The sequence below is a fragment of the Brevibacterium moorei genome (assembly GCF_024580735.1).
GTDB lineage: Bacteria > Actinomycetota > Actinomycetes > Actinomycetales > Brevibacteriaceae > Brevibacterium > Brevibacterium moorei.
This window is the reverse complement of sequence record NZ_JANIJX010000004.1, coordinates 40434-65987: the sequence shown is the minus strand read 5'-3', so window position 1 is coordinate 65987 and position 25554 is coordinate 40434. Positions and strand designations below refer to the sequence as shown.

24 protein-coding genes are annotated in these 25554 nt (G+C 66.8%); 11 read left to right on the top strand and 13 right to left on the bottom strand.

The window, feature by feature from the left end; all coding sequences use genetic code 11:
* The first annotated feature begins 7 nt into the window (after positions 1-7).
* The gene (locus NQ034_RS04230; RefSeq protein ID WP_257047198.1) at positions 8-1528 is read left to right on the top strand and encodes an aminopeptidase P family protein; all 1521 of its coding nucleotides are present in this window, start codon (positions 8-10) and stop codon (positions 1526-1528) included.
* 57 nt (positions 1529-1585) lie between these two features.
* Here the strand turns inward: NQ034_RS04230 and NQ034_RS04225 are convergent, their stop codons facing one another.
* Positions 1586-2014: a hypothetical protein gene (locus tag NQ034_RS04225; RefSeq protein ID WP_257047197.1), complete on the bottom strand. Its 429-nt coding sequence runs from the start codon at positions 2012-2014 to the stop codon at positions 1586-1588.
* 39 nt (positions 2015-2053) lie between these two features.
* On the opposite strand from NQ034_RS04225, the gene NQ034_RS04220 reads away from it, so the two are divergent.
* Genes NQ034_RS04220 through NQ034_RS04205 form a run of 4 tightly spaced genes read left to right on the top strand, consistent with a single transcriptional unit; the run spans position 2054 to position 6327 of the window.
* Positions 2054-3157: a P1 family peptidase gene (locus NQ034_RS04220; protein WP_257047196.1), complete on the top strand. Its 1104-nt coding sequence runs from the start codon at positions 2054-2056 to the stop codon at positions 3155-3157.
* A 39-nt stretch (positions 3158-3196) separates the two neighbouring features.
* The gene (locus NQ034_RS04215) at positions 3197-4507 is read left to right on the top strand and encodes a magnesium transporter MgtE N-terminal domain-containing protein (RefSeq protein ID WP_257047195.1); all 1311 of its coding nucleotides are present in this window, start codon (positions 3197-3199) and stop codon (positions 4505-4507) included.
* Positions 4494-5168: a DUF1003 domain-containing protein gene (locus NQ034_RS04210; protein WP_257047194.1), complete on the top strand. Its 675-nt coding sequence runs from the start codon at positions 4494-4496 to the stop codon at positions 5166-5168. Before NQ034_RS04215 ends, NQ034_RS04210 begins: the two co-directional genes overlap by 14 nt.
* Positions 5158-6327: an Mrp/NBP35 family ATP-binding protein gene (locus NQ034_RS04205; protein WP_257047193.1), complete on the top strand. Its 1170-nt coding sequence runs from the start codon at positions 5158-5160 to the stop codon at positions 6325-6327. The genes NQ034_RS04210 and NQ034_RS04205 overlap by 11 nt, the downstream gene beginning before the upstream one ends.
* 8 nt (positions 6328-6335) lie before the next feature.
* Here the strand turns inward: NQ034_RS04205 and NQ034_RS04200 are convergent, their stop codons facing one another.
* The gene (locus NQ034_RS04200) at positions 6336-6737 is read right to left on the bottom strand and encodes a twin-arginine translocase TatA/TatE family subunit (RefSeq protein WP_257047192.1); all 402 of its coding nucleotides are present in this window, start codon (positions 6735-6737) and stop codon (positions 6336-6338) included.
* Positions 6738-6778: 41 nt separating this feature from the next.
* Between NQ034_RS04200 and NQ034_RS04195 the strand changes: the two genes are divergently transcribed.
* Positions 6779-7114: an MGMT family protein gene (locus tag NQ034_RS04195; RefSeq protein WP_257047191.1), complete on the top strand. Its 336-nt coding sequence runs from the start codon at positions 6779-6781 to the stop codon at positions 7112-7114.
* Positions 7115-7180: 66 nt separating this feature from the next.
* Positions 7181-7825 (top strand): O-methyltransferase, encoded by a 645-nt coding sequence (locus tag NQ034_RS04190; protein WP_257047190.1) that lies wholly within the window; start codon positions 7181-7183, stop codon positions 7823-7825.
* Between the two features lie 71 nt (positions 7826-7896).
* On the opposite strand, the gene NQ034_RS04185 is transcribed toward NQ034_RS04190, so the two are convergent.
* The 5 genes from NQ034_RS04185 to dapE form a co-directional block, all read right to left on the bottom strand.
* A complete protein-coding gene (locus NQ034_RS04185) occupies positions 7897-8061 on the bottom strand; it encodes a DUF3117 domain-containing protein (RefSeq protein WP_257047189.1) in 165 nt (54 codons plus the stop codon).
* Between the two features lie 139 nt (positions 8062-8200).
* The gene (locus NQ034_RS04180) at positions 8201-9403 is read right to left on the bottom strand and encodes a hypothetical protein (RefSeq protein WP_257047188.1); all 1203 of its coding nucleotides are present in this window, start codon (positions 9401-9403) and stop codon (positions 8201-8203) included.
* A gap of 88 nt (positions 9404-9491) precedes the next feature.
* Entirely contained in the window at positions 9492-9818 is a 327-nt protein-coding gene (locus tag NQ034_RS04175; RefSeq protein ID WP_257047187.1) for a DivIVA domain-containing protein, read from the bottom strand.
* A 26-nt stretch (positions 9819-9844) separates the two neighbouring features.
* On the bottom strand, positions 9845-10771 hold the full coding sequence (gene folP / locus NQ034_RS04170) for a dihydropteroate synthase (protein ID WP_257047186.1): 927 nt from the start codon (positions 10769-10771) through the stop codon (positions 9845-9847).
* A complete protein-coding gene (dapE, locus tag NQ034_RS04165; protein ID WP_257047185.1) occupies positions 10768-11925 on the bottom strand; it encodes a succinyl-diaminopimelate desuccinylase in 1158 nt (385 codons plus the stop codon). Before dapE ends, folP begins: the two co-directional genes overlap by 4 nt.
* 57 nt (positions 11926-11982) lie before the next feature.
* Between dapE and dapD the strand changes: the two genes are divergently transcribed.
* Positions 11983-12924 carry a 2,3,4,5-tetrahydropyridine-2,6-dicarboxylate N-succinyltransferase gene (dapD, locus tag NQ034_RS04160; protein WP_257047184.1) on the top strand — a complete coding sequence of 314 codons (942 nt, stop codon included), beginning with the start codon at positions 11983-11985 and terminating at the stop codon, positions 12922-12924.
* A gap of 114 nt (positions 12925-13038) precedes the next feature.
* Here dapD and NQ034_RS04155 read toward each other — a convergent pair whose 3' ends face one another.
* The 3 genes from NQ034_RS04155 to fdxA all read right to left on the bottom strand — a co-directional run bounded on the left by NQ034_RS04155 (position 13039) and on the right by fdxA (position 15971).
* Positions 13039-14325 carry a citrate synthase gene (locus NQ034_RS04155; RefSeq protein WP_257047183.1) on the bottom strand — a complete coding sequence of 429 codons (1287 nt, stop codon included), beginning with the start codon at positions 14323-14325 and terminating at the stop codon, positions 13039-13041.
* Positions 14326-14501: 176 nt separating this feature from the next.
* Positions 14502-15635 (bottom strand): succinyldiaminopimelate transaminase, encoded by a 1134-nt coding sequence (gene dapC, locus NQ034_RS04150; protein ID WP_257047182.1) that lies wholly within the window; start codon positions 15633-15635, stop codon positions 14502-14504.
* A gap of 12 nt (positions 15636-15647) precedes the next feature.
* Complete coding sequence (fdxA, locus tag NQ034_RS04145) at positions 15648-15971, bottom strand: ferredoxin (protein WP_257047181.1); 324 nt, start codon at positions 15969-15971, stop codon at positions 15648-15650.
* 139 nt (positions 15972-16110) lie between these two features.
* Between fdxA and NQ034_RS04140 the strand changes: the two genes are divergently transcribed.
* Entirely contained in the window at positions 16111-17196 is a 1086-nt protein-coding gene (locus NQ034_RS04140) for a GNAT family N-acetyltransferase (RefSeq protein ID WP_257047180.1), read from the top strand.
* Positions 17197-17221: 25 nt separating this feature from the next.
* Here NQ034_RS04140 and NQ034_RS04135 read toward each other — a convergent pair whose 3' ends face one another.
* The 3 genes from NQ034_RS04135 to NQ034_RS04125 form a co-directional block, all read right to left on the bottom strand.
* A complete protein-coding gene (locus NQ034_RS04135) occupies positions 17222-18622 on the bottom strand; it encodes a PIG-L family deacetylase (protein WP_257047179.1) in 1401 nt (466 codons plus the stop codon).
* 16 nt (positions 18623-18638) lie between these two features.
* Entirely contained in the window at positions 18639-20552 is a 1914-nt protein-coding gene (gene typA / locus NQ034_RS04130) for a translational GTPase TypA (protein WP_257047178.1), read from the bottom strand.
* Positions 20553-20667: 115 nt separating this feature from the next.
* The gene (locus NQ034_RS04125) at positions 20668-21282 is read right to left on the bottom strand and encodes a PH domain-containing protein (protein ID WP_257047177.1); all 615 of its coding nucleotides are present in this window, start codon (positions 21280-21282) and stop codon (positions 20668-20670) included.
* A gap of 194 nt (positions 21283-21476) precedes the next feature.
* On the opposite strand from NQ034_RS04125, the gene NQ034_RS04120 reads away from it, so the two are divergent.
* Positions 21477-23303, top strand: a complete 1827-nt coding sequence (locus NQ034_RS04120; RefSeq protein WP_257047176.1) for an ABC transporter family substrate-binding protein — start codon at positions 21477-21479, stop codon at positions 23301-23303.
* Positions 23304-23652: 349 nt separating this feature from the next.
* Positions 23653-25482, top strand: a complete 1830-nt coding sequence (locus tag NQ034_RS04115) for an ABC transporter family substrate-binding protein (protein WP_257047174.1) — start codon at positions 23653-23655, stop codon at positions 25480-25482.
* Positions 25483-25554: the final 72 nt, after the last annotated feature.

The following is a 25554-nucleotide window of genomic DNA, read 5'->3' as shown; positions in this document are numbered from 1 at the left end:
GGGATATATGAGTGAGTCAGTATCCCAAGAGTCGAATCCCGAATCAGTCCAGGACATCGCAGACCGCGTGAACAACCGGTCGCGCCGCCCGCAGTCCCAAGCGTTCCGCGACTTCATCGCCACCGGCTGGTCACGCCCGGAGAACGATCCGGAGCCCTTGGGCGCGGCGTCCTACACCCCGGCCCGGCGCGCCGCGGTATCCGCAGCCTTCCCAGGCGAGCGCATCGTCGTGCCGGCCGGCGGCTACCGGGTCCGCAACAACGACTGCGACTACAAGTTCCGCGCCCATTCGGCCTTCATCCATTTGACGGGCCTGGAGATGGATGCGGAGCCGGACGCGGTGCTCGTCATGGAGCCGAATGATCACGGCCACGACGCCACTTTGTTCTTCGCCCCACGCGCCGGCGCGGACACCGAGGAGTTCTTCTCCGATTCGCGCTATGGCGAATACTGGGTGGGACCGCGGGAGGACCTGGAGTCCATGCAGCGCCTGACCGGAATCCCCTGCCGCAATATCGCAGAGGCCCCCGATGCGATGACCAAGGACCTGGGCGCGATCTCCGTGCGCGTGGTTCGCGAGGCCGATGCGCAGATCACGGAATCGATCGATGTGGCGCGCACCCAGGTGCAGGCCGATCTGGTCGCGGCCGCAGCAGGCGACGACGAACTGGCCCAGGGCCTGTCCGAGCTGCGCCTGCTCAAGGACGAACACGAAATCGCCCAGATCCGCCAGGCCATCGACATCACGCGCGCCGGTTTCGACAATGTGATCGAGCGCCTCCCCCAGGCGATCGGCCATCGGCGCGGCGAGCGCGTCATCGAGGCGGCCTTCGACCTGGCCAGCAAGGTTGAGGGCAACGGCGTCGGCTACGACACGATCGCGGCCTCGGGCAACCACGCCTGCACCCTGCACTGGGTGAAGAACACCGGCAAGGTCACGCCAGGCGATCTGGTGCTCATCGACGCCGGTGCCGAAGCCGATTCCCTCTACACCGCCGACATCACCCGCACTCTGCCGGTCGACGGGCACTTCACCGAGGCCCAGGCGAAGGTCTACGACGCCGTGCTCGAGGCATCCCGGGCGGCCTTCGCGAAGGCCGCAGAACACGTCGACCACCCGGTGCGCTTCGGCGAGATCCACGACGCGGCGATGAACGTCATCGCACACAAGCTCGAGGAATTCGGAATGCTGCCGGTCAGCGCCGAGGAATCGCTGTCTGCGACCGGTCAGCAGCACCGCCGCTGGATGGTCCACGGCACCAGCCACCACCTGGGCCTGGACGTCCACGACTGCGCGCAGGCCAGGGCCGAGATGTACACCGACGGCGTGCTGGAGCCCGGCATGGTCTTCACGATCGAGCCCGGTCTGTACTTCAAGGCCGAGGACGAACTGGTGCCCGATGAGTTCAAGGGCATCGGGGTGCGCATCGAGGACGATGTGCTGGTGACCGCGGACGGCGTCGAATCCCTGTCCGCCGGCTTCCCGAAGACCCGCGCCGAGGTCGAGGCCTGGGTCCAGGGCAAGTAGGCCACAGCCTGGCGCACAGCACAGCGGCCCGGAACCGAATCGGTTCCGGGCCGCTTGTCATCTCCGTGCCCGACGTGCGATGTGACGCGCCCAGAGCAGCTCGAGCAGCCACAGAACGGCGTACAGGATCAGGCTGTAGGCGCACAGGGGAAGTCCGAAGAACACCAGCGCCTCCACCCCTTGTGCGACGAAGCCCTCCGCCGAGTTCCGAAACGAGAGGGATCCGCAGAGAAAGACCAGCGCCAGGTGGAGGATGACCGCCAGGACGAGGGAGGCCACCTCGCCGGCGCGACGCAGGAACGTCACGATCACCGATGCGACGATGGCCGGGACGAAGCTCACCGCAGTGTAGAAGACGGCGTATCGCGCAGGCTGGTGGACATCGGTGCCCGGCTGCATATACGCGAGCCAGACGAGGATCCCCGGTACGAGGAATGACCAACACCGGGCAAGGGAGAGCGCGCGAAGCGCGATGGGCTTGTCCACGCGGCCTCCTTCGCCTTCGCTTCGGTACATACTGTACCCATGGACACCCCACTTCTGTTCCCCGGCCGTTCGGTCGCCTCGCTGACCGATGTCTCCCTGGGACACTGGGCCGCCGCGTCCGGTTCGACCGGCTCGACCGTCATCCTGCCCGCGCCCGGCACCACGGCCGGCGTCGATGTGCGCGGCGGGGGTCCGGCCGTCCACGAGTCCGCGATCCTGGCACCCGGCACCCTGTCCTATGGAGCCGATGCGATCCTGCTCACCGGCGGTTCGGCCTTCGGCCTGGCCGCGGCCCGCGGAGTCCAGGACGTGCTGGCCGAATCCGGGGTCGGCTCTCCCGTGCCCGGCGGCATCACGGTGCCGATCGTGCCGGCCGCTGCGATCTTCGACCTGGGACGCGCCGCCACACCCACCGAACCGCCGGGTCTGGCAGCGGGCGCCGCGGCCGCCCGCGCCGCCCTGACGGCCCGTCGCACCGCAGCCGGCGATACCACGGTGTTGGGTGAGGCGGGATCGGTGGGCGCCGGCCTCGGGGCCTGGTGTGACCGCGGTCTGTACCGTGGCGGTCTGGGGCATGCGCTCATCACCCTGGGCGAGGTCCAGGTGGCGGCACTGGTCGTGGCCAATCCGTCCGGTGGACTGCTCGATGCCCGTGGCGAGCTCAACGCCGCGGGTGTGCTGGCCGATTTCGGAATCGCCCTGCCCCGCCTGACCGGCACCGAACGCGCGGCGCTCGCCGCCGAACGGGAGCGGCGGCAGCGGAGTGCACCTGCCGATTCCCCACGCAATACGACGATCGCCTGCATTGTGACGAATGCGCGCCTGGACACCGCCGAGGCGACCCGCCTGGCCGCTACGGCTCACGCCGGGCTGGCCAGGGCGGTCCGGCCCTCGCACACCCTGTTCGACGGGGATACCGTCTTCGCCCTGGCCTGCGGAACGCAGGAGCTGCCCGAGGATTCCCCACGGGACCTGGCACTGACTGCGCTGGGGGCGGCGGGAGCCGATGCGCTGTCCACTGCGATCGTCGACGCGGTGCTCGGTGTGCCCGCCGCCGGCGCTGTGACGGATCCCACCGCGCCCCGACCGCTGGCCTCGTTCGCCCCGGACCTTGCCGCAGCCTGGGCCGGATTGCGGAATTGATCACGTTCCACCGACTCGCCCGTTCGGTAGGCTAGGGACGTGAGTGGAACCGGAAATCGAGTCTTCGTAGCCCGCCTGGCGGGCACCGGCGTATTCGACCCCGTAGGCGACCAGGTGGGCCGGGTGCGCGATGTCGTGGTGGTCTTCCGCGCCTCCATCAGACAGCCGCCCAAGGCCATCGGCATCGTCGTCGAGGTCCCGGGGCGCAGGCGGGTCTTCGTGCCGATCGGACGGGTGACCAATATCGACCCCGGCGGCGTGCAGATCACCGGTCTGGTCAACATGCGCAGGTTCCAGCAGCGCAATTCGGAGACCCTGGTGCTCGGCGATCTGCTCGACCGCAGGCTCAAACTGCGCGAGGACGGCACCTGGGTGCAGGTCGAGGACGTCGCGATCGAATTGCAGCGCAATCGCGAATGGGAGGTCTCGCGCCTGTTCGTGCGGCGCCCGTCGGTCAAACGGACCTTCGGCTTCCGGCACCGCGGCGAGACCCTGCAGGTCGACTGGTCCGATGTCGACCACCCCAAGGAGGACTTGAAACAGGAGGCCACGCAGTTCATCCAGGCCTATGAGGACGCGAAGCCGGCCGACCTGGCCGATATCCTCACGGAGATGCCGGTCAAGCGCAGGCTGGAGATCGCCAGGGAACTGGGCGACGAACGCCTTGCAGACGTGCTCGAGGAACTCCCGGAGACCACCAGTATCGAGATCGTGGGCGCTCTGGACATGGAGCGCGCTGCCGACGTGCTCGAGGCGATGGATCCCGACGACGCCGCAGACCTGCTGGGTGAGCTCTCCGATGAGCGCGCCGAGGAGCTGCTCTCGGCGATGGAGCCGGAGGACGCCAAGGACGTGCGCACCCTGCTGTCCTACGACGAGGACACCGCCGGCGGCCTGATGACCACCGAGCCGGTGATCCTGGCCCCCGAGACCACGGTGGCCGAGGCTCTGGCCCACGTCCGCCGTGAGGAACTGCCTGCGGCCCTGGCCGGCGCCGTGTTCGTGTGCAGGCAGCCCCTGGAACCGCCCACGGGCAAGTACCTGGGCATGGTGCACATCCAGAAGCTGCTGCGGGTGCCACCACAGGAGGCGATCGGAGAGATCATCGACGATGAGATCGACCCCCTGCGGACCGAGGCCTCGATCGCGGAGGTCAGCCACACCCTGGCCGCTTACGACCTGGTTTCGATCCCGGTGGTCGACGACACGGACCATTTGGTCGGGGTCATCACCGTCGACGATGTGCTCGACGAACTGCTGCCGGAGGACTGGCGGGCCCACCGCCACGACGATCACGACGATCCGGAGGACCCGGTGACGCGACAGGAGGTGCCACATGGCCGAGGATGAGCGGAAGGCCGCGCAGCCCAACTCCCTGGACACCCCGCGTTCCAAGGGCCGGGGGCTGCCCCGACTGTCGGTCAACCCCGATATGTTCGGCCGCATCGCCGAGGCGATCGCCCGTTTCATGGGCACACCCGCCTTCCTGTTCTGGATGACGGTGATCTGCGCGGTGTGGCTGGGCTGGAATTCGCTGGCGCCCGAGGAATGGCAGTTCGATCCGCGGGCCATGAACTTCACTCTGCTGACCCTCATCCTGTCCCTCCAGGCGTCCTATGCGGCCCCGCTGCTGCTGCTGGCCGACAACCGCTCGGCCGACCGGGACCGGATCGAATTCGAAAACGACCGGCGCCGCGACGAGCGCCACCTGGCCGATACCGAGTACCTGATGCGCGAGGTGTCGTCCCTGCGCATCGCCATGCGGGACATGGCCGGCCGTGATTTCATCCGCTCCGAGCTGCGCGATCTGCTCGAGGAGATCGAGACGACCCACCAGGAGACCGTGACCACCCTGACGCGCGAATACGAGGAGCGCATCACCCGTCTGGTCGATCAGCGCACCGGACTGGCCGATGCCCTGACGGCCTCCGGCGGTGACCCGGACCGGGTCATCGCCGACGTAGATGCGGCCGCCGCAGCGGCCGAACTGGAGGACCACGGTGACTCCTGAACCGGCCCGGGGACCTGTTCCCCACAGCGAGGCGCCCAGCACAGAGGATCTGCACGCGGCCCTGTCCCGCGTCATCGACCCCGAGCTGCGTCGTGACATCGTCAGCCTGGGCATGGTCGCCTCCGCCGAGGTCGACGAGGCGGGTACCGCGCACGTCGAGGTCCTGCTCACCGTCCCCGGGTGCCCGCTGAAGGACACGATCAGCCGGGACGTCCACACCGAATTGGCAGAGCTGCCCGGCCTGGCCGAGGTGGACCTGAAGCTGGGGGTGATGAGCGCCGAACAGCGCAAGGGGCTGCGCGAGAAACTGCGCGCCCCCGGTGGTAAACGCCTCGTTCCCTTCACCCAGCCGGACTCCCTGACCCGCGTCTACGCGATCGCCTCGGGCAAGGGCGGGGTCGGCAAGTCATCCCTGACTGCGAACCTGGCCGCTGCCATGGCTGCCGACGGATTGCGGGTGGGCGTGGTCGACGCCGACATCCACGGGTTCTCGATTCCCGGGATGTTCGGACTGCGCGGAAAGCCCACCAAGCTCGACGATATGATCCTGCCGCAGGTCGCCCACGGAGTGAAGGTCATGAGCATCGGCATGTTCGTCGACCCCGGTCAGGCTGTCGTATGGCGCGGTCCGATGCTCCACCGTGCACTCGAACAGTTCCTCACCGATGTGTTCTGGGGCGACCTCGACGTTCTCCTGCTGGACCTGCCCCCGGGCACCGGGGACGTTGCGATCAGTGTGGCGCAGCTACTGCCGAATGCGGAACTCATCGTCGTCACGACCCCGCAGCAGGCCGCGGCGACCGTCGCCGAACGCGCCGGCGCGATCGCCAGGCAGACCAAGCAGCGCGTTGCCGGAGTGGTGGAGAACATGTCGTATCTACAGCTGCCGGACGGCACCCGGATGGAGGTCTTCGGAACCGGCGGCGGTGCGCAGGTCGTCGCCGGACTGGCCCGGATCACCGACCAGGACGTGCCCCTGCTGGGCAGCGTCCCGCTGGAGCCGAAGCTGCGCGAGGCCGCAGATGCGGGCCTTCCCGCTGTGCTCGATGCCGCCGCCCGGCAGACGCCGGCGGCACTGGAGATCTCCCGCATCGCCCGCGGCCTGAGCCACCGCGCCCGCGGACTGGCGGGCAGGTCGCTGCCGCTGAATCTGGGCTGAGCCGGCGCCTAGGTGGCGTCCGGGTCGAAGGGTGCCGCCTGGCTGGTGTCGCGCAGCCTGGCCTGTTTCGCATAGCGCTGGATCGGCGACTCCTCGACCAGGGTGGCCTGCTGTTGAGCGGACTCCGAGGCCCGGGCGGCCGCCGCACTGGGCGCATCGTCCTCGGCCAGGGCTTCCTTGACGATGCGCCGGGGATCGTACTGCCGGGGGTCGAGCTTCGCCCAGTCCACCTCGTCGAACTCATCGCCCATGTCCTTGCGCAGGTCATCGCGGAGGCCCTGCGCCTGGGATTTCAGCCCCCGGACCAGGTCGCGCAGCTGCTGAGCGTACTCCGGGATCCGTTTGGGGCCGATCACGATGAGGGCAACGACGACGATGATGACGAACTCGGTGCCGTTGATGCCAATCATGGCTCCATTCTAGTCCGTGCGTGTGCAAGACTTGGACGGTCATGGATGATCTTGTGGTGGAAAGAGTGCTGCGCTGTTGTGAGTGCGTGCCAGCGGGCCGCCTGGCCACCTACGGGATGGTGGCCAGACTGGCCGGGACCTCGCCGCGGCTGGTCGGCCGGATCATGTCCGTCTACGGGGCGAACGTGAGCTGGTGGCGCATCGTCAATGCCCGTGGGGAGCTGCCCGCGGCCCTGGCGGTCAGGGCCCGGCCCCACTGGGAGGATGAAGAGGTCGCCCATGTGGGGACCAGAGCCCGCCTACCGGAGCACCGGGTCGACGAGGCGACATGGGCCGCGGCCTGTGTGACTGCTCTCGCCGATCTGCCCGCAAGGTGATCGACGGCATTACACTTGAGTGTCGGACCCGCGGTGGGTCCGCATGTGGCAGTTGAAGGAGTGCGCGTGTCAAGAGACTGGGCGGGCCAAGCTCGTTACGCCGACCGTTTCAACGCCGCCGACCCGGTGGTCGAAGCCGCTCGCCAAGTCGCAGACGATTATGGGTGTGAGCCGCTGTCACCGACGAGTTCGAAGATTCTGGAGTTCCTGACGCGCCTGGCCGCGCCGGCCGCCGCAATCGAAGTCGGCACCGGCACGGGGGTGTCCGCGTTGAGTCTTCTGCGCGCCATGCCCGCCGGCGGAATACTGACCAGTATCGATGTCAGCGCTCCCCGCCAGGCGGTGACCCGGGAACTGGCCGACCTGGCGGGTATCCGGGCGCACCGCATGCGGCTGATCACCGGTCGTGGGGAGGACGTCCTCGCCCGGCTGGCACGGACAGCCTACGAGTGCGTGTTCATCGATGCCGATCCGCTGTGCTACGACAAGTTGATCCCGGTGGCGGTGGATCGGCTGGCCCCGGGCGGGCTGTTGATCATCAACGACGCCCTGCTGTCGGGGGCCGTCGCCGACCCACGTGACCGCAGTCCGCGGGCAGCCGTGATGCGCACAGTGCTGGCGCTCGTTTCCACCCGCGCCGATCTGGAGAGGCTCATTCTGCCCGTCGATGCGGGCCTACTCGTTCTGCAACGGCATCCGCAGCAGGGGTGAGGAGTTCCTCGGGAAAAGTCAGGGGCGGTACGGGTTGTCCCCGTACCGCCCCGACCTTCGTCAACAGGTTCTCAGATCACCTCGGCGAGTACCGAATGCAGCGACTGCGCCTCCTCAGGGGTGATCTCGATGACCAGGCGGCCCCCGCCTTCCACCGGCAGGCGGAGAACCAGCCCGCGACCTTCTTTGGTGACTTCGAGCGGGCCGTCACCCGTACGGGGCTTCTGAGCTGCCATAAGAGCACTTTCCCTTTCAATTGATATGAGTACCGTGAACGCGTACCCCTCTTATTATCCACTATCGGCAGGGTAACTGCTACCCACACACCGATGCGACCGCCTGATTTCCCACCCGGGCACTCCCCCGACCCCGGGATCACGGCGGCTGGATAGAACCGGGGCTGAAGGCCCAGAGATACTGCACGAAGACGATCTGCAACACCGTCGCCAGGACGAGGACCACGATTCGATTGGTCCAGGACCGGGACTTCGCCAGGACCAGCGACAGGGGGAACATCGGCAGCATCAGCCGCAGTGTCGAGGTCTGCGGAGTGAAGAACAGCAATAGGTAGACCACATAACAGGAGACGAACAGCTGGCCGGTGAGGCCCATCAACCGACCTGCCGGGCCGAAGATCATTCCGGCCAGGCCTACGAGAAGCACGGCCAGGAGGACCGGCCCCCAGGATCCGGCCAGATCCTCCGACATCCTCACCCATTGGACGAAGACCTGTGAATGCCCGGTCCACGCGGATTCGGTATCGAAGTAGGCCCGCGGTTGCCCGGTGACGATCCAGGCCGCCACAGGATGGACCAGTGCCGCACAGCAGGAGAGCACGCCCAGTGCCCACGAGCACACGATCTGGGGAACCGGATATGCCTCGTCGCGGCGCCGGATGCTGCGCGATACCAGGTGGACCAGCATGAAGAAGGAGAACGCCACACCGATCGGCCGGGACAGGTCCATGAGGAACACCACCGGGATCGCCCACAGGTAGTGCCGCCGGGCGACCAGCAGGAGGGCCGCGGCCAGTAGCAGGAACGTCAGCGCCTCGGCATAGCCGGTGTTGAATACGACTGCTGCGGGAAAGAAGAAGGTGACGGCCAGCCCGGTCAGGGCCTGCTCGGCGCTCGCGTGCAGCCGGAACAGATGGAGCACCAACACGGCCGCCCCGGCGGCGTACAGAGTGGACAGCAGCGGTGACACCAGTTGGTAGTCAAGGCCGGTGACCTGAGCGGTCCATCCGGCCAGCCAGGGATGCAGAGGATAGAAGGCCCAGGAGCTCTGCCCCACGGAACCGTCCTCGCGCAGCGGCAGGACGCTCGGATAGCCCTCGGTGGCGATCCTCTCATACCAGCCGGCATCCCAGAAGTTCAGAAAGACGCGCAGTGGGGCGCTCTCGCCCTCGGTCCACCAGGACGGTCCCTGGCGCCGTGCCGCGGCGGCCATGATGAACAGCGATACCACCCGCGACGCAGCGTAGACGGCCAGCGCCTGGAGCCAGACGGGCAGTGCCAGAAGCCATGTCCCCAGCCGGTCCAGACCGGACCGGCTGAGCGTCCGCGGGAAGAGCCCCACACCCTCATCGGCCGCATAACGAGTCCGTTGCCCCCGCTCACGGCTGCGCTTCCGGGCTGCGGCCGCCTCCCACCGCAGGGGAACCCTCTCAGGAATCGGACGGCTCCTTGGGGACTGGGGCGAGCTGCGCGGGCGCCGGCTGTGCACCGGTCTCCACCTGGGCCTCGAGCTCCGCGATCCGCAGCCGGCACCCATCCAGGACCGCATCGACCTCGTCGGGCCGGTAGCCGCGCAGCGCCGGGGTGAAGCGCAGGGTCGACAGTTCCTCGGGTGCGAAGCCCTCCGGCAGCGCGGCCACCGGTACCGAGGTGGTCTCCTGGGACATGGGTTGATTGAACACGCCCAGCGACCCCGCCAGGGCCACGACCAGGACGAAGAGTGCCGCTGCGACTCCGATGACTAGCCAAATGGACATGCGCTCATTCTTTCACATCCGCCGGCTCACACCAGCCCGCGCAGCGCCCGGCGCGGTGGCCGGGCCCCGGTGATCGCCAGAACCATGTCGATGACCTGCCGTGTTGCGGCCACATCGTGGGTGCGGATCAGCCCCACGCCCGCTTCGATGGCCAGGGCCGTGGCCGCCAGTGTCGCAGGCAACCGTTGGGCGGGGGTGTCCACGCCCACGGATTCGCCGACGAAGTCCTTCCGGGAGATCGCCAGGAGGACGGCATGGGCACCCGCGCTCAGGCGCGGCAGTTCGCGCATCACCTGCAGGGACTGGTATGTGTTCTTCCCGAAGTCCGGGGTGGGGTCGACGATGATGCGCTCATCGGGCATGCCGGCCGCCCGGGCCCGCTCCACCAGCGCTGCCAGGCCGGTGTCCAGAGCCCGTGCGAAGTCCGGACTCGCCAGGCCGTACCGGTTGCGGTGGGCATCGGTGCGCGGATCGAGGCCGCCCGTGTGCGAGCAGACCAGGGCACAGCCGCCGGCTGCGGCCACTCGGGTCAGCTCGGGATCGTAGCCCGCCCAGGTGTCGTTGATGATCAGGGCGCCGGCGTCGATCACCGCGGCACCGACCTCGGCGCGCCAGGTGTCGACGCTGATGACGAGTTCGGGCAGTTCTGCGCCGACCGCCGCCACGATGGGCGCCACCAAGTCGATCTCCTGGGAGGCGCTGACCGCGGGGCCGCGTCCGGCGCGCACTCCCCCGATGTCGACGATCGTAGCGCCGGCCTCCCAGGCGGCACGGGCCGCGGCGACCGCCGCGGCGGTGGATGCCGATGACACGTAGAAGGAGTCGGTGGACCGGTTGACGACCGCCATGATCGCCGGATTCCCCGGCCCCGCCTGACAGCCGGGCAGGTCCAGGCGAGCCGCGGACCCGGTTACCCGGTGCCGGCCCGCAGTCCCCGCGTCCGGCGCACTCATGCCCACGGCGCCACGGCCGCGGGCTCGAGGAAGCTCAGCAGGGCCGAGGCGGCCGCGGTGATCTGTCCCGCCGGGGCGTGCTCATCGGCTTTGTGGGCGAACAGGGCGTCGCCGGGCCCGAAGTTGACTGCGGGGATGCCGAGTTCGGAGAACCGGGCCACGTCCGTCCACCCCAGCTTGGCCGCCGGCGTCGAACCGATCCCCGGCAGGCCGTCCAATGCGGCGATGAACGCCTGGGCCGCCGGCTGGTCCAGGCCCGGCCGCGCGCCGGCTGAAACGTCTGTCACGCGTAGCTCATAGCCGGCGAAGAACTCCCGCAGCCAGGCCTCTGCCTCTTCCGGCGACTTATCGGGGGCGAAGCGGTAGTTCACGGTGACCGTGCACAGGTCGGGAACCACATTGCCGGCCACGCCACCGGATATCCCCACGGCAGACAGGGACTCGCGGTAGTCAAGGCCATCCACGCGCACGGTCTGTGCGGTGTGCCCGGCCAGGCGGTCGAGGATCGGGGCGGCCAGGTGAATCGCATTGACGCCCTTGAAGGCACGGGCCGAATGTGCGCGCACGCCCCTGGTCGTCACCTCCACCCGGATGGTGCCATTGCACCCACCCTCGATCCCGGCATTGCTGGGCTCGCCCAGGATGGCGAAGTCACCGGTCAACCAGTCGGGGTGGTTGCGCGCCACCCGGCCCAGCCCGTTGAGGGACGCTGCGACCTCTTCATGGTCGTAGAACACCCAGGTCACGTCGCGCACCGGATCCCGTAGGGCTGCGGCCGCGGACAGCTGCATGGCCACCCCGGATTTCATATCGCAGGCCCCTCTGCCCCACACCACACGTTGTCCGTCGAGCTCGCGCATCTCCGCTGGCACATTGTCCTCGATCGGCACCGTGTCCAGGTGGCCCGCCACGATGATCCGTTCGGCCGCAGCCGTCCGGGTCGCAGCAACCAGGGTGTCGCCGTCGCGGCGGATCTCCAGGGGCGTGCCCTGGGCCGAAATCAGCTCCAGCAGTCCGGCCACCGCATCGGTGATCCGGCCCTCGTCGCCGGAGACGGAGGGGATGTCGCACAGTGCCAGGGTCAGTGCGGTCGGATCGTCCAGGAGCCCTGCCAGGGCCAGGGTATCGGGGTTGTTCGGCGTCAAAGCAGTCATATCGTCCATCCTAGCCAGGGTGCTCACCGTGGACCCGGAAACCGCTAGGCTTGTCCTATGACTTCACGTTTCGTATCCGGCGTCGGCCTTGCCACCGTGCACTCCGGCCGCACGCTCTCCGTCTGGTATCCCGCACCCCGTTTCGCCGAGGACGCCGAGGTCGCCCTGACCCTGGCCGAGCAGGCGGTGTCCGAACTCGACTTCGTGCCGCTGACCGGCACCGACTCCGACCGTGGCGTCGAGAAGTCGGTCGTCACGGTGACGGTGGACTTGGACGCGGCACCTGCCGATGCCGCTGACGCCTATCTGCGCCTGCACGCACTGTCCCACCGTCTGGTCCGTCCCAATGAACTCAACCTCGACGGACTGTTCGGCCGTCTGGAGAACGTGGTGTGGACGAACCACGGCGCCTGTGCCCCGGAGGACTTCGAGGCGACCCGCGCCCGCCTGTCGGTACACGGGCAGGTCAACGTGTACGGGGTCGACAAGTTCCCGCGGATGACCGACTTCGTCATCCCCGACGGGGTCCGCATCGGCGACGCCGATCGGGTCCGCCTGGGCGCCCATCTGTCGCCCGGCACTGTGGTAATGCACGAGGGCTTCGTGAATTTCAACGCCGGCACGCTGGGCACGGCGATGGTCGAGGGCCGGATCTCCCAGGGCGTCGTGGTCGGCGACGGCACCGATGTGGGCGGTGGCGCCTCCATCATGGGGACCCTGTCCGGTGGCGGGACCCAGCGCATCACGCTGGGCGAGCACACCCTGTTGGGTGCGAACGCCGGCGTCGGGATCTCCCTGGGCGACGATTGCGTGGTCGAGGCCGGGCTCTACGTCACGGCCGGCACCCGGGTGCTGCTGCCCGCCGACGGCGACAAGGTCGTCAAGGCCGTGGAGCTGTCCGGGACGGACAATATGCTGCTGCGGCGCAATTCGATCACCGGTGGCGTCGAGGCGCTGCCCAGGACCGCGGGTATCAGCCTCAATCCGGACCTGCACTGAACCGACCGTTACCGCTGAAGGCCCCCGGCCGATGACGAACCATCGTCATTGGCCGGGGGCCTTCAGCATGCGGCAAGCGCTGCGAGAACCGTCCAGAACTCGGGGTCCGGGAGCTCAGCGCTCCGCGATCGGGGTGTAATCGCGCGCTGCAGAGCCCGTGTAGATCTGGCGCGGACGGCCGATCTTGCCCTCGGGGTCGTTGATGCCCTCACGCCACTGCGCGATCCACCCGGGCAGGCGGCCCAGGGCGAAGAGCACGGTGAACATGTTCGTCGGGAAGCCCATCGCCTTGTAGATCAGGCCCGTGTAAAAGTCCACGTTCGGATACAGGCTGCGGGAGACGAAGTAGTCGTCGGCCAGCGCGATCTCCTCGAGCTTCATGGCCAGGTCGAACATCTCGTCGTTCCCGCCGAGCTTCTCCAGCACCTCGTGCGCGGTCTTCTTCACGATGGCGGCGCGCGGATCGTAGTGCTTGTACACCCGGTGGCCGAAGCCCATCAGACGTACGCCCTTCTCCTTCTTCTTCACCCGCTCCATGTACTTCTCGGCGCCATCGTCGCTCTGTGCGATCTCCTCGAGCATTTCGAGGACCGCGGAGTTGGCTCCGCCGTGCAGCGGGCCCGACAGGGCATTGATGCCGGCGGCCACGGACTGGAACAGATTGGCCTGGGCGGACCCGACCAGACGCACGGTGGAGGTGGAGCAGTTCTGTTCGTGGTCGGCGTGCAGGATGAGCAGCTGGTCCATCGCCTTGGCGATCACCGGGTCGACCTCGTAGTCCTCGGACGGGAAGCCGAAGTTCACCCGCAGGAAGTTCTCGACCAGGTTCAGATTGTTGTCGGGGTAGACCACGGGCAGGCCCTGGCTGCGTCGATGCGCCAGAGCCGACAGGGTCGGCATCTTCGCCAACAGACGGACGCTGGAGATGTCGATGGCCTGTTCGTCGAAGACATCGAGCGAATCCTGGTAGAAGGTCGACAGTGCGTTGACCGCGGACGCCAGCATCGGCATCGGGTGCGCGTCATAGGGGAACGCCTGGAAGAAGCGACGCAGGTCCTCGTGGACGATCGTGTGCTTGCGCACCCTCTGGTCGAAGGCCGCCAACTGTTCGGCGGTGGGCAGTTCGCCGTACATGAGCAGGTAGCTCACCTCGACGAACGAGGATTTCTCGGCCAGCTGTTCGATGGGGTATCCACGGTAGCGCAGAATGCCCTCATCGCCGTCGATGTAGGTGATGGCCGAGGACAGCGAAGCGGTGTTCGCGAATCCGGGGTCATAGGTTACCTTGCCGGTTTCCTTCAGCAGGGAGCCGATCCGCAAGCCATCGTTTCCTTCGACAGCATCGACTTGAACGAGCTCGAGTTCGGAATCACCCACCCGCAATACGGAATCCGCCGACATATTCTCTCCTCTGCGTTGACTGCATGGAACCCTCTTGGGGCCTCATGGAAGACTACCGTTATTCAGCACAAACTCTAAATCTGTACTCAAACTTCTCCGATTCTAGACAACCCTCGAATCGTGGGGAGTATGAGGTTCGCCCTGCGGACGCGGCCGGGCGGATCAGGTTGGCCCGCTCAGGACCTGGCGGCATCGCGTAGCCGCGTCGCCGCGGCCAGAATGCGCTCATCGGTTGCCGTCAGGGCGATCCGCACGTGTTGGGAGCCGCCTGCCCCGTAGAACTCACCGGGACCGGCGATGATGCCCAGTTCTGCCAACCGGCCCATCGTGATCCAGCAGTCCTCGCCCGCAGTGGCCCATAGGTAGAGGCCTGCGCTCGAATGATCGATTCGCAGGCCGAAGGCCTCGACTGCCGGATACAGGGTGTTCCGACGGGCGCGGTAGACCTCCTTCTGGGCCAACACGTGAGAGGTGTCCTGCAGGCCTGCGACCATCGCGGTCTGGATAGGGCCGGGCACGATCATCCCCGCGTGCTTGCGCGAATTCGTCAGCTCCGCGATGAGCTCGGCATCGCCGGCCGCGAAGGCCGCGCGGTAGCCTGCCAGGTTCGACTGCTTGGACATGGAGTAGACGCTGAGCACACCGGTGTAGTCGCCGTTCAATGCCGAGAGCACGCTGGGGGCCGGTTCCTCGGACTCCCAGTTGAGCAGGCCATAGCATTCGTCGCTGGCGACGACGACCCCAGCCCGGCGAGCCCGCTGGACCACCCGGGCCAGCAGCTCGGCGGGCAGGACCTCGCCGGTGGGATTGCCCGGGCTGTTGATCCACAACAGTCCGATGCCCTCCAGGGAGGCGCCGGCTGCGATGTCGCGGACGTCCAGGCGGACGCATTCGACCCCGGCGATCACCGCGCCCATCTCATAGCTGGGGTAGGCCGCTGTCGGTGCCGCGACCTTCAACCCCATCTGGCGCAGGCCCAGCAGGGTGGGCAGCCAGGCCACGAGTTCCTTCGAGCCGACGGTGGGCAGGACCTGGGTTGCGGGATCGAGTTCGATCCCGTGCCACTGCGCGTACCAACCGGCGATCGCCGCGCGCAGCTGAAGCGTACCGGCCGTGGTCGGGTAGCCGTGCGAGTCCGCGCCGGCGGCCAGGGCCTCCTGGATCACCTGCGGTGTCGCATCCACCGGGGTGCCGATCGACAGATCGCATATACCGTCCGGGTGCGCCGCGGCACAGTCCCGGTAGGGGCCCAGCTTGTCCCAGGGGTATTCGGCCAAGTGCAGCCCGAAGTCCGCGGAGGTCCTGTGCATGTTCATAGTCCTTCAGTCCTGGTTCTGCGGGGGGAGGTCGGCGATCATCGGATCGTCGGAACCGATGTTACCGAGTTTGGCGGCGCCGCCGGGCGAACCGATCTCATCGAAGAAGTCGGCGTTCGCCCGGGTGTAGTCCTCCCATTCCTCGGGCACATCGTCCTCGTAATAGATGGCCTCGGTGGGGCAGACCGGTTCGCAGGCGCCGCAGTCGACGCATTCGTCCGGATGGATGTACAGGGTCCGTGCACCCTCGTAGATGCAGTCGACCGGGCATTCGTCGATGCACGCCTTGTCCTTGATGTCGACACAGGGCTGTGCAATGACATAAGTCACGTGAGTCTCCTCGGATGAGCGGATAACACAACGCCACCAGCGTACTCCCCGGTAGGCTTGGACATAAGTAAGTAGGGCCTAGTGCGCAGCCGGTCGTCCACCGGCCGCCGACCCTCCCCCGACACCGAAGAAGGTCTCCATGCTCGAACCCCGGATCGGTATGCGCATCGTCGTCCGCAGGCGCATACCGGACGGTTCCACGGATGTGCTCGGAGAGGTCGCCGCCGTCACCGACGAGGCGATCTCACTGGCCACGATGACGGGCCCGCAGACGGTGCACCGGGCGGAGGTGGAGCTCATCCACGAACTTCCGCCGGCCCCGCAGGCTGCGGGCCCCCTGCACCGGATCGTTTCGGCGGCCGATCTGCGCAAGGTCTCGGCCGCGGTCTGGCTGCCGAACGATGTGGCCTGGCTCAACGCCGACAATCTGCGCGCCGAGGCAGCGGGTGCCGCCGGCGAAGCGGGCGCCGCGGATGCCGCGACCGTCCAGACCGGCTGGCTGTTGCGCGCCGCCGGCGGGGTATCCTCCCGCGGCAATTCGGCCCTGCCCCTGCCCGGTTCGGGTCTGGAGGCGGGCCAGGCACTGGACCTGGTCCAGCAGTGGTACCAGGACAGGGGCCTGCCGGAGACCGTTCACATCTACTCCGGTCGCGGCACGCATGCCCTCGACGAGGCCTGTGCTCCCCTGGCTCCCCTGTTCAAGGCAGGGGGCTTCTCGCCCAGCGAACCCACGCTGACGCTGACAGCGGATACCGCCGCCGCTGCCGGCGTGGACGCAGCCCAGGCCGTGCCGACGCCGGCGGGCCTGCAGATCGTATTGGCCGATGCCCCGCACCAGGTCCACTTCTCCGCCTGGGGATATGGGGCCGAGGATGAGCGCCGCGCGCAATTCGCGCAGTTGGTGACATCACCACAGGACTTCACGATCCTGTCCGCTGTGGCGACCCATCCGGACGGGTCGAAGTCCCTGGTGGGCACCGCGCGCCTGGCGATCGCGATGAAGTGGGCGGTCGTGTCGAATCTGGTGGTGGCGCCCGGCCTGCGCCGCAGGGGTGCCGCCCGGTCACTGGTACGCACGGCCGCCCACCTGGCGGCCCGGCGCGGAGTCCGCTCGGTGATGGCCGAGGTCGCAGCCGGCAATGCGGCTTCGCTGGGCCTGTTCGCGTCCCTGGGGTTCACCGAGCACCACCGGTACTGGTACGCCAGGATGGCCTCGGCGAACTAGCCGGGGTCCCGTCCGGCGCGCAGGTTCAGCGCCGCGCCGCCGGCAGTTTCAGGGACTTGAGGGTGAAGGCCTCCACCACGGCGATGATCATCGGACCGAACAACCAGGCCAGGCTGCGCAGGGTGCCGGTGACCAGCAGGTCGTGGCCGGGCCACAGTGACTGCTGGCTGAACAGGAATGTCACCCCGGAGACCACGATGGCGAAGAGCAGCACGACGAGGGTGGAGCGGTAGGTGTTGGCCAGATGCCACATGGCCACACCGGCCATCGCCAGGGACAGGACGACGCCCCAGGGCAGGATCACCGCCTGACCGGCCAGGTCCACTGCGGTCGCGTTAAGGTGTTGCAGGGTACCCAGGACCGCGACGATTACCGCCAGCAGCAGTGTGTACAGATAGCCGGCGATCCCGGGGCGTCCGGCTTTCGCCTCCCGAGCGGCCGCTCGGGCCTGACCTGGCGACATGCCGGACAGGGCGGGAGCGGAATCGAGCCCGATGACGTCGAGCACGCTCATGGCGTGGTCGACCGCGCGGGGTACCGCGCCCACGCCCGAGGCCGTGAAGTACTCAACGGCGCCGATTCTCTGGCCGATGCCGTTGGACAGGGCGAAGAACTCTCCGCGCACCGTTATCTGGGTGGCGTGGGCGGCCATCGCGGCTGCCTTCTGCGCGAATACCCCCTGCACGTCCTCGGCCACAAGAGGGGTGCCCTCGGCCGCGATTGTGGGAGCCGAACCGGCGGCGAAACCGGTCTCGGCGAAGCCCGGCTGGCGCGGGTCGAAAGCCGCTTCCGCCTGCTCGGCGGGGACCTCGGTGTACAGCAGGACGGGGGCCGCGTCCGTTGGCAGGGCGGAGACCGCGGCGACGGTGGCATCATGGGCCCGGCGGTGATCGGGATGGCCATAGCCCCCGCCGGGCCCATAGGTGACGACCAGGTGTGGGCGCAGCTGCGCGATAACGGCACCGATGTAGGCAGCGACCTGGGCTACGGGTGCCGCGCACAGCGCTTCCCCGACCATCGCGGGGTCGGGTGCGGCGTGCCCGTCGGCGCCCCACACCATGCCCGAATCCTCGAACCTGCGCACGGGCCGGCCGGGGCCTGCTCCCCCGGGTTCGCCGGCGCCGAGGAAGCGGTGGTCGGTGACCCGCAGTGCCCGCATCGCCGCGGCCAGTTCACCTTCGCGATGGGCCGCGAGTGCGGCCCGGCGACCCTCCAGGTGAAGGGAGTCCTCGCCGATCACCTCGCCGCCCTCGCCGCGGGTGCAGGTCAGCAGCGTGACCTGGGCGCCCGCGGCGATCAAGCGGGCCATGGTGCCACCGGTGGTGATCGACTCATCGTCGGGATGAGCGTGCACGAACAGCACACGGGCGGCCTGCTCACCGGTGACCTGGGCGTTCAACGGGGCGTCCTGAACGGATTCGGGCACTGCGGCTCAGAACCTCTCAGGCGTTCTGACGGCGACGGGCGCCGGCGGCCTTGTGGCGTTCCTTGCCGTCGAGGATCACCTTGCGGATGCGCACGAAGGCCGGGGTGACCTCCACGCACTCGTCCTCATTGGCGAACTCGAGGGATTCCTCCAACGTCAGCTTGCGCGGGGGCGTCAGGGCCTCGAAGGAGTCAGCCGTCGCCGAACGCATGTTCGTCAGCTTCTTCTCCTTCGTGATGTTGACGTCCATATCGTCTGCGCGCGAGTTCTCGCCGACGACCTGGCCCTCGTAGACCTCGGAGGTCGGTTCGACGAAGAAGGAACCGCGCTCCTGCAGGTTGATCATCGCGTAGGGGGTGACGACACCGGCCCGGTCGGCGACCATCGAGCCGTTGGTGCGGAATTCGATCGCACCGGCCCAAGGGGCGTAGCCGTCGGCGATCGAGTTGGCGATGCCGGTGCCCTTGGTGTCGGTCAGGAAGCGGGTGCGGAAGCCGATCAGGCCGCGCGCGGGGACCCGGAACTCCATCCGGACCCAGCCGGTGCCGTGGTTCGACATCGCCAGCATGGTGCCCTTGCGGGCGGCCATCAGCTGCGTGACATTGCCCAGGAACTCCTCCGGCACGTCGATCGTCATGATCTCCATCGGCTCGTTGAGCTTGCCGTCGATGGTCTTGGTGACGACCTGGGGCTTGCCGACGGTCAGCTCGAAGCCCTCACGGCGCATCTGCTCGACCAGGATGGACAGGGCCAGTTCACCACGGCCCTGGACCTCCCAGGCGTCGGGGCGTTCGGTCGGCAGAACCTTCAGGGACACATTGCCCACGAGTTCCTGATCCAGACGGTCCTTGACCATCCGTGCGGTGACCTTCGTGTTCTTCTCGCGGCCGGCCAGCGGCGAGGTGTTGATGCCGACGGTCATCGAGATCGCCGGATCGTCGATCGTGATCGGCGGCATGGGCCGCGGATCCTCCAGGTCGGTAATGGTATCGCCGATCATGATCTCCGGAATACCAGCGATCGCGACGATGTCGCCGGGACCGGCGGTTTCGGCGGGAACCCGCTTCAGCCCCTGGGTCTCCAGCAGTTCGGTGACCTTGGACTGGGTGATGGTGCCATCACCGTGTGCCCAGGCGACCTGCTCGCCCTTCTTCAGGGTGCCGCCGTAGATGCGCAGCAGGGCCAGACGGCCCAGGAACGGGCTGGCGTCGAGGTTGGTCACGTGGGCCTGCAGCACACCGTCGTCGTTGTACGCCGGGGCCGGGATGTGCTCGAGGATCGTGGCGAACAGGGGTTCGAGATCATCGTTGTCGGGCAGTTCGCCGTCGGCGGGCTGGGTGGTGCTGGCCGCGCCGGCCTTGCCGGAGGCGTAGACGGTGGGCACGTCGAGGACGGCGTCGACATCCAGGTCCGGGTGTTCCTCGGACAGGTCGGCGGCCAGGCCCAGCAGCAGGTCCTGGGTCTCTTCGAGCACACCGTCGATCCGGGCGTCGGGACGGTCGGTCTTGTTCACGACCAGGATGACGGGCAGGTTCGCGGCCAGCGCCTTGCGCAGCACGAAACGGGTCTGCGGCAGCGGGCCCTCCGAGGCGTCGACCAACAGCACGACGCCGTCGACCATGGACAGGCCGCGCTCGACCTCGCCGGAGAAATCGGCGTGCCCCGGGGTGTCGATGACGTTGATGACGACGGGGCCGTCGGTTGCACTCTTGCCGTTGTAGAGCACCGAAGTGTTCTTGGCCAGAATGGTGATGCCCTTTTCGCGTTCCAGGTCACCGGAGTCCATGACGCGTTCGGCAACCTCGCCGTGTTCGCCGAAAACGCCGGTCTGGCGCAGCATGGCGTCCACCAGGGTGGTCTTGCCGTGGTCGACGTGGGCAACGATGGCGACGTTGCGTCGGTCAGCCCGGCGCGAGGTGTGTTCAGTCATGGAGTCCCTTACTTAAGACAGATTGACAAGCGCACCGGTGACTGCCGCCGCGCTCACGGTTCATCGCGCCCGAACCCAGGGCACGGGCGCGCCATAGTCAATTGTACGCATCCGGTCAAAGGGACAGAATGCCCAGCACCGCCCAGACCAGTGCGATTCCCGCCACAGCAACCGCCCACGGGATCCATTGGCGCACCGGAGGGGTCGGGTCGATGCGCGGGTCGTCCAGCGCGCCCAAGGTGCGCAATGCGGAGAAATAGTCCACCACCGCCTGCGCTTTGGGGTCCGGTACCGCGCTCACCGCCTTCTTCTTCTGCCCCTCCTGCTGCCGGGGGCGTCGCTTGGAGCCGGGCAGGGCCCAGGCGGAGTACTTGCGTTCCCACCGAGTGTGCACAGTCAGCCCGAAACGCAGGTCGAAGGATTCCACTGCCGGCCAGGGCAGCGTGGTGACACTGAAGACGTTGACTATTCGCAACCCGGCGGGGCTCAGTTCGACCCGGGGGAAGTAGAAGGCCAACCAAACCGCGGCGCCGAAGGCCAGCGGGATGCCCGACAGGGCGATGGCGTCGGCGGGCCCGGCCTGGACGAACAGGGACACCACCGCGACCACGACGATCACCGCGGTGATCCAGCACAACGGCGCCGAGCCCCCGGAGCGCAGCGTCTGCAAAAGAGCGATATCACTGCCCGGCAGGGTCTGGGCGGGTTCTGGTCCGGTGTCTTCAGGCATGTCCTGCACTCTATCCAATCCGGTTTCCCGGCCCGTGGCTCCCACACTCGAAATGTGCTGTTTCCCACATTCCGACATAGACTTGCGGGATTGTGTCTACTGTGCATTCCATCACGGGCATAATCGGAAGAAACTCCCAGAGAACACTCCGGGAGCGCTTGGGGAAGATCCCCATCCCATGAAAGGACGACAACGTGAAAAAGCGTTTCCTCAGCGCGGCCGCGCTCACGGCGACGGCCGCCCTGCTGCTGGCCGGGTGCACGCCCAATAACGGAGGGTCGGGCGCGTCGGCCGAAGGCGGCAAAGACAATGCCGAGGTCAAGGTCATGTGGAACGAGCCCCTGCGCTCGGTGAACAACAACACGACCACCGGCAACGCCACCGCGAACTCGAACATCATGTACATGATGGACGATGCCTTCAAGTACTACGACAAGGACCTCAAGCTCCAGGACAATGAGAGCTTCGGCAAGGTCGAGAAGGTCTCGGACAATCCTCTGAAGATCAAGTACACGATCGCCGACACGGCCAAGTGGTCCGATGGCACGCCCTATTCCGCCGCGGACCTCGTCCTGGCCTGGGGCGCCTTGAGCACTAACTTCAACACCAAGGATCTGACGAAGGTCCAGGACGAAGAGGGCAATGTCAAGAAGCAGAAGGGCGAAACGGTCGTCTTCAACGCCGCAGACCCCGGCGTCGCACTGATCAAGAAGTTCCCGGAGATCGGCGCCGACAACAAGTCGGTGACCTTCGAGTACTCCAAGCCCTTCGCCGACTGGGTGAACAATCTGACCACCACCGATTCCGGCCTGCCCGCCCATATCGTGGCGAAGAAGGCCCTGGGCATCGACGATGCCACCAAGGCCAATGAGGCCGTCCTCAAGGCCTTCAAGGACAAGGACGACAAGCCCCTGGCGAAGATCGCGAACACCTGGAACAACGGCTTCGACTTCACCAAGATGCCCAGTGATCCGGACCTGTTGGTGGGCACCGGGCCGTTCAAGATCGCAGACTTCCAGGAGAACCAATACCTCACGCTGGAGCGCCGCGACGACTACGAGGGCGCCCGCAAGCCCAACGTGCAGAAGATCACGATCCGCTACAACGAGGATCCGACCGCCGCGGTCCAGGCCCTGCAGAACGGCGAGGTCGACATCATCCAGCCCCAGGCCACCGCGGACATCCTCAAGTCCGTCCAGGGCCTGGACGGGGTGCAGACCGACACCGGCGACGACGCCACCTACGAACACGTCGATTTGGTTTTCGACAATGACGGCCCCTTCGACCCCAAGACCTACGGCGGGGACAAGGACAAGGCACTCAAGGTCCGTCAGGCCTTCCTCAAGGCGATTCCGCGCGAGAAGATCGTCACCGACATCATCAAGCCGCTGAAGGACGACGCCGCCGTGCGCAACTCCTTCACCCAGGTGCCCGGATCGCCCGACTACGACCAGATCGTCAAGGACAGCGGGATCGAGAACGCCTTCGGCAAGCAGGACATCGACGGTGCCAAGAAACTGCTGGCCGAAGCCGGCGCCTCCAAGCCCAAGGTCCGCATCATGTACGGCAAGGGCAACGTCCGCCGCGAGCAGGAATTCCAGCTGATCAAGGAATCCGCCGAACAGGCCGGATTCCAGATCGTCGACGGCGCGGACGCCCAGTGGGGCCAGCACCTGCAGCAGATCGACAAGTACGATGCCTCGCTGTTCGGTTGGCAGTCCACCTCGACCGCGGTCACCGAATCCGATGCGAACTTCCGCACCGGCGCTCAGAACAACTACGGCAAGTACTCCAATAAGGCCGTGGACAAGCTTTACGACCAGCTGCAGACGGAACTCGATCCCGCCAAGCAGGCGCAGATCGAGGGTCAGGTCGAAAAGCACCTGGTCGACGACGGCTTCGGCATCACGCTCTACCAGTTCCCCTCGATCACCTCGTATAAGAACACCCTGCAGGGCGTCTCCAATATCACCGTGGCACCCACGATGTTCTGGAACTTCTACGACTGGAAGATGCAGTAACAGCAGGCACACACGAAACACCCTGCATCCGCACCCCGCGGATACAGGAGTTGGTGGCCCGCATCCGATCCCCGGATGCGGGCCGCCGTGCATTCACCCCTCGGACGGAGCATGCGTTTGCCCAGTTCAGCCCGGTCACAGGCCACATGAATATGACGGTCATGTAACGCCATAGGATCTCCACGTCACAGATTGTGCGAACGACCACATTGTGGAATAGAGTGGCGTTACTCATGCACCGTGCATCGGGCTCCCACTCCTTTCACAAGTGAGGGCTTCGGGCACGGGGACCCGGATCCTCCGGTCATCTACTGGGTCGAAACGACCCGTACCTACGAAAGGAGAAGAAGTGAAGAAGCGCTTCTTGTCTCTCGGTGCGGCAGCCGCCGCCACCGCCCTGCTGCTGTCCGCCTGCACCCCGAACAACGGCGGTGGCGATGCCTCCGCTGATGGCGGCGGCAACGGCGATGCCGAACTCAAGGTGATGTGGAACCAGTCGTTCTACTCCTCGAATATCAATTCCTCCACGGCCAACGCCGTCGCGAACTCGAACATCAAGTACTTCACCGACGACGCCTTCAGCTATTACGACCATGACCTCAAGGTCCAGCCGAACACCTCCTTCGGCAAGGTCGAGAAGGTCTCCGACAGCCCCATGAAGGTCAAGTTCACGATTGCCGACACGGCCAAGTGGTCCGACGGCACTCCCTATTCGGCTGCCGACTTGGTCCTGGCCTGGGGCGCCCAGAGCACGAACTTCAATACGAAGGACGCCGCCAAGGTCGCCGATGATTCAGGCAACGTCAAGAAGCAGAGCGGCGAGAACGTCGTCTTCAACTCCGCCGACCCCGGCATCGCCCTGATCAAGAAGTTCCCCGAGATCAGCGATGACGGCAAGTCCGTGACCTTCGAATACTCCAAGCCCTTCGCGGACTGGGAGATCACCCTGAGCCAGCAGGACTCCGGCCTGCCCGCCCACATCGTGGCGAAGAAGGCCCTGGGCCTCGACGATGCCACCAAGGCCAACGATGCCGTCCTCAAGGCCTTCAAGGACGACGACAAGGCATCCCTGACCAAGCTGGCCAATGTGTGGAACACCGGCTTCGACTTCACCAAGCTGCCCAGCGATCCGGATCTGCTGGTGGGCACCGGTCCGTTCAAGATGACGGAATTCCAGGAGGGCCAGTTCCTGACCCTGGAGCGCCGCGATGATTATGCGGGCGAGCGCAAGCCCGACTTCAAGAAGATCACCTTCCGCTTCAACGAGGATCCGACCGCCGCGGTCCAGGCCCTGCAGAACGGCGAGGTCGACATGATCAACCCGCAGGCCACCGCGGACATCCTCAAGTCCGTCAAGGCAATCGACGGGGTCAACGTCCTCAACGCCGACGGCGCCACCTATGAACACGTGGACCTGGTCTTCGCCAACGGCGGCCCCTTCGACCCCAAGACCTACGGCGGGGATAAAGAGAAGGCCAAGAAGGTCCGCAAGGCCTTCCTGCAGACCATCCCGCGCGAGAAGATCGTCAATGACATCATCAAGCCGCTGAAGGAGGACGCGCAGGTCCGCGATTCCTTCATCCAGGTGCCCGGGTCCCCCACCTACGACCAGATGGTCAAGGACGGCGGCTGGGATGCCGCCTATGGCAAGGTCGACGTGGACGGGGCCAAGAAGCTGCTGAGCGAGGCGGGGGTCTCCAAGCCCAAGGTCCGCCTGATCTACGCGAAGGGCAACGCCCGCCGTGAGCAGGAGTTCCAGCTGATCAAGGAATCCGCAGAACAGGCGGGCTTCCAGGTCGTCGACGGCGCCGATGCCCAGTGGAGCGAGCACCTGCCCGACACCAGCCGTTACGACGCCTCGCTGTTCGGCTGGCAGTCCGAGAACACCGGTGTCTCCGCCGCGGACGCGAACTTCCGCTCCACCGGCCAGAACAACTACGGGAAGTACAACAACCCGGAGGTCGACAAGCTGTTCGATCAGCTGCAGGGCGAACTCGATCCGGCCAAGCAGGCCGATATCAGCGGCAAGATCGAAAAGCACCTGGTCGACGACGGCTTCGGCACCACGATCTTCCAGTTCCCCGAGGTCATCGGCGTCAAGAACACCATCGAAGGCGTGAACTCGACCTCCGTGGCGCCTACGCTGTTCTGGAACTACTTCGACTGGAAGGTCCAGTAGACCGCCGGGAGGCGGACACATAATCGCATATCGAAGATGAACCGGCGGCGGTGGACCCGACCCACTACGGGG

Coding starts and splice junctions, on each gene's coding strand:
- folP (WP_257047186.1), bottom strand. CDS start 10,771: ATGAGTGCGCCGGACGCGGGGACTGCGGGCCGGCACCGGGTAACCGGG.
- NQ034_RS04230 (WP_257047198.1), top strand. CDS start 8: ATGAGTGAGTCAGTATCCCAAGAGTCGAATCCCGAATCAGTCCAGGAC.
- NQ034_RS04175 (WP_257047187.1), bottom strand. CDS start 9,818: ATGTCCATTTGGCTAGTCATCGGAGTCGCAGCGGCACTCTTCGTCCTG.
- typA (WP_257047178.1), bottom strand. CDS start 20,552: ATGACTGAACACACCTCGCGCCGGGCTGACCGACGCAACGTCGCCATC.
- NQ034_RS04220 (WP_257047196.1), top strand. CDS start 2,054: ATGGACACCCCACTTCTGTTCCCCGGCCGTTCGGTCGCCTCGCTGACC.
- NQ034_RS04200 (WP_257047192.1), bottom strand. CDS start 6,737: ATGATTGGCATCAACGGCACCGAGTTCGTCATCATCGTCGTCGTTGCC.
- NQ034_RS04155 (WP_257047183.1), bottom strand. CDS start 14,325: ATGTCGGCGGATTCCGTATTGCGGGTGGGTGATTCCGAACTCGAGCTC.
- dapC (WP_257047182.1), bottom strand. CDS start 15,635: ATGCACAGGACCTCCGCGGACTTCGGGCTGCACTTGGCCGAATACCCC.
- NQ034_RS04125 (WP_257047177.1), bottom strand. CDS start 21,282: ATGCCTGAAGACACCGGACCAGAACCCGCCCAGACCCTGCCGGGCAGT.
- dapE (WP_257047185.1), bottom strand. CDS start 11,925: ATGACTGCTTTGACGCCGAACAACCCCGATACCCTGGCCCTGGCAGGG.
- NQ034_RS04140 (WP_257047180.1), top strand. CDS start 16,111: ATGCTCGAACCCCGGATCGGTATGCGCATCGTCGTCCGCAGGCGCATA.
- NQ034_RS04185 (WP_257047189.1), bottom strand. CDS start 8,061: ATGGCAGCTCAGAAGCCCCGTACGGGTGACGGCCCGCTCGAAGTCACC.
- NQ034_RS04195 (WP_257047191.1), top strand. CDS start 6,779: ATGGATGATCTTGTGGTGGAAAGAGTGCTGCGCTGTTGTGAGTGCGTG.
- NQ034_RS04210 (WP_257047194.1), top strand. CDS start 4,494: ATGGCCGAGGATGAGCGGAAGGCCGCGCAGCCCAACTCCCTGGACACC.
- dapD (WP_257047184.1), top strand. CDS start 11,983: ATGACTTCACGTTTCGTATCCGGCGTCGGCCTTGCCACCGTGCACTCC.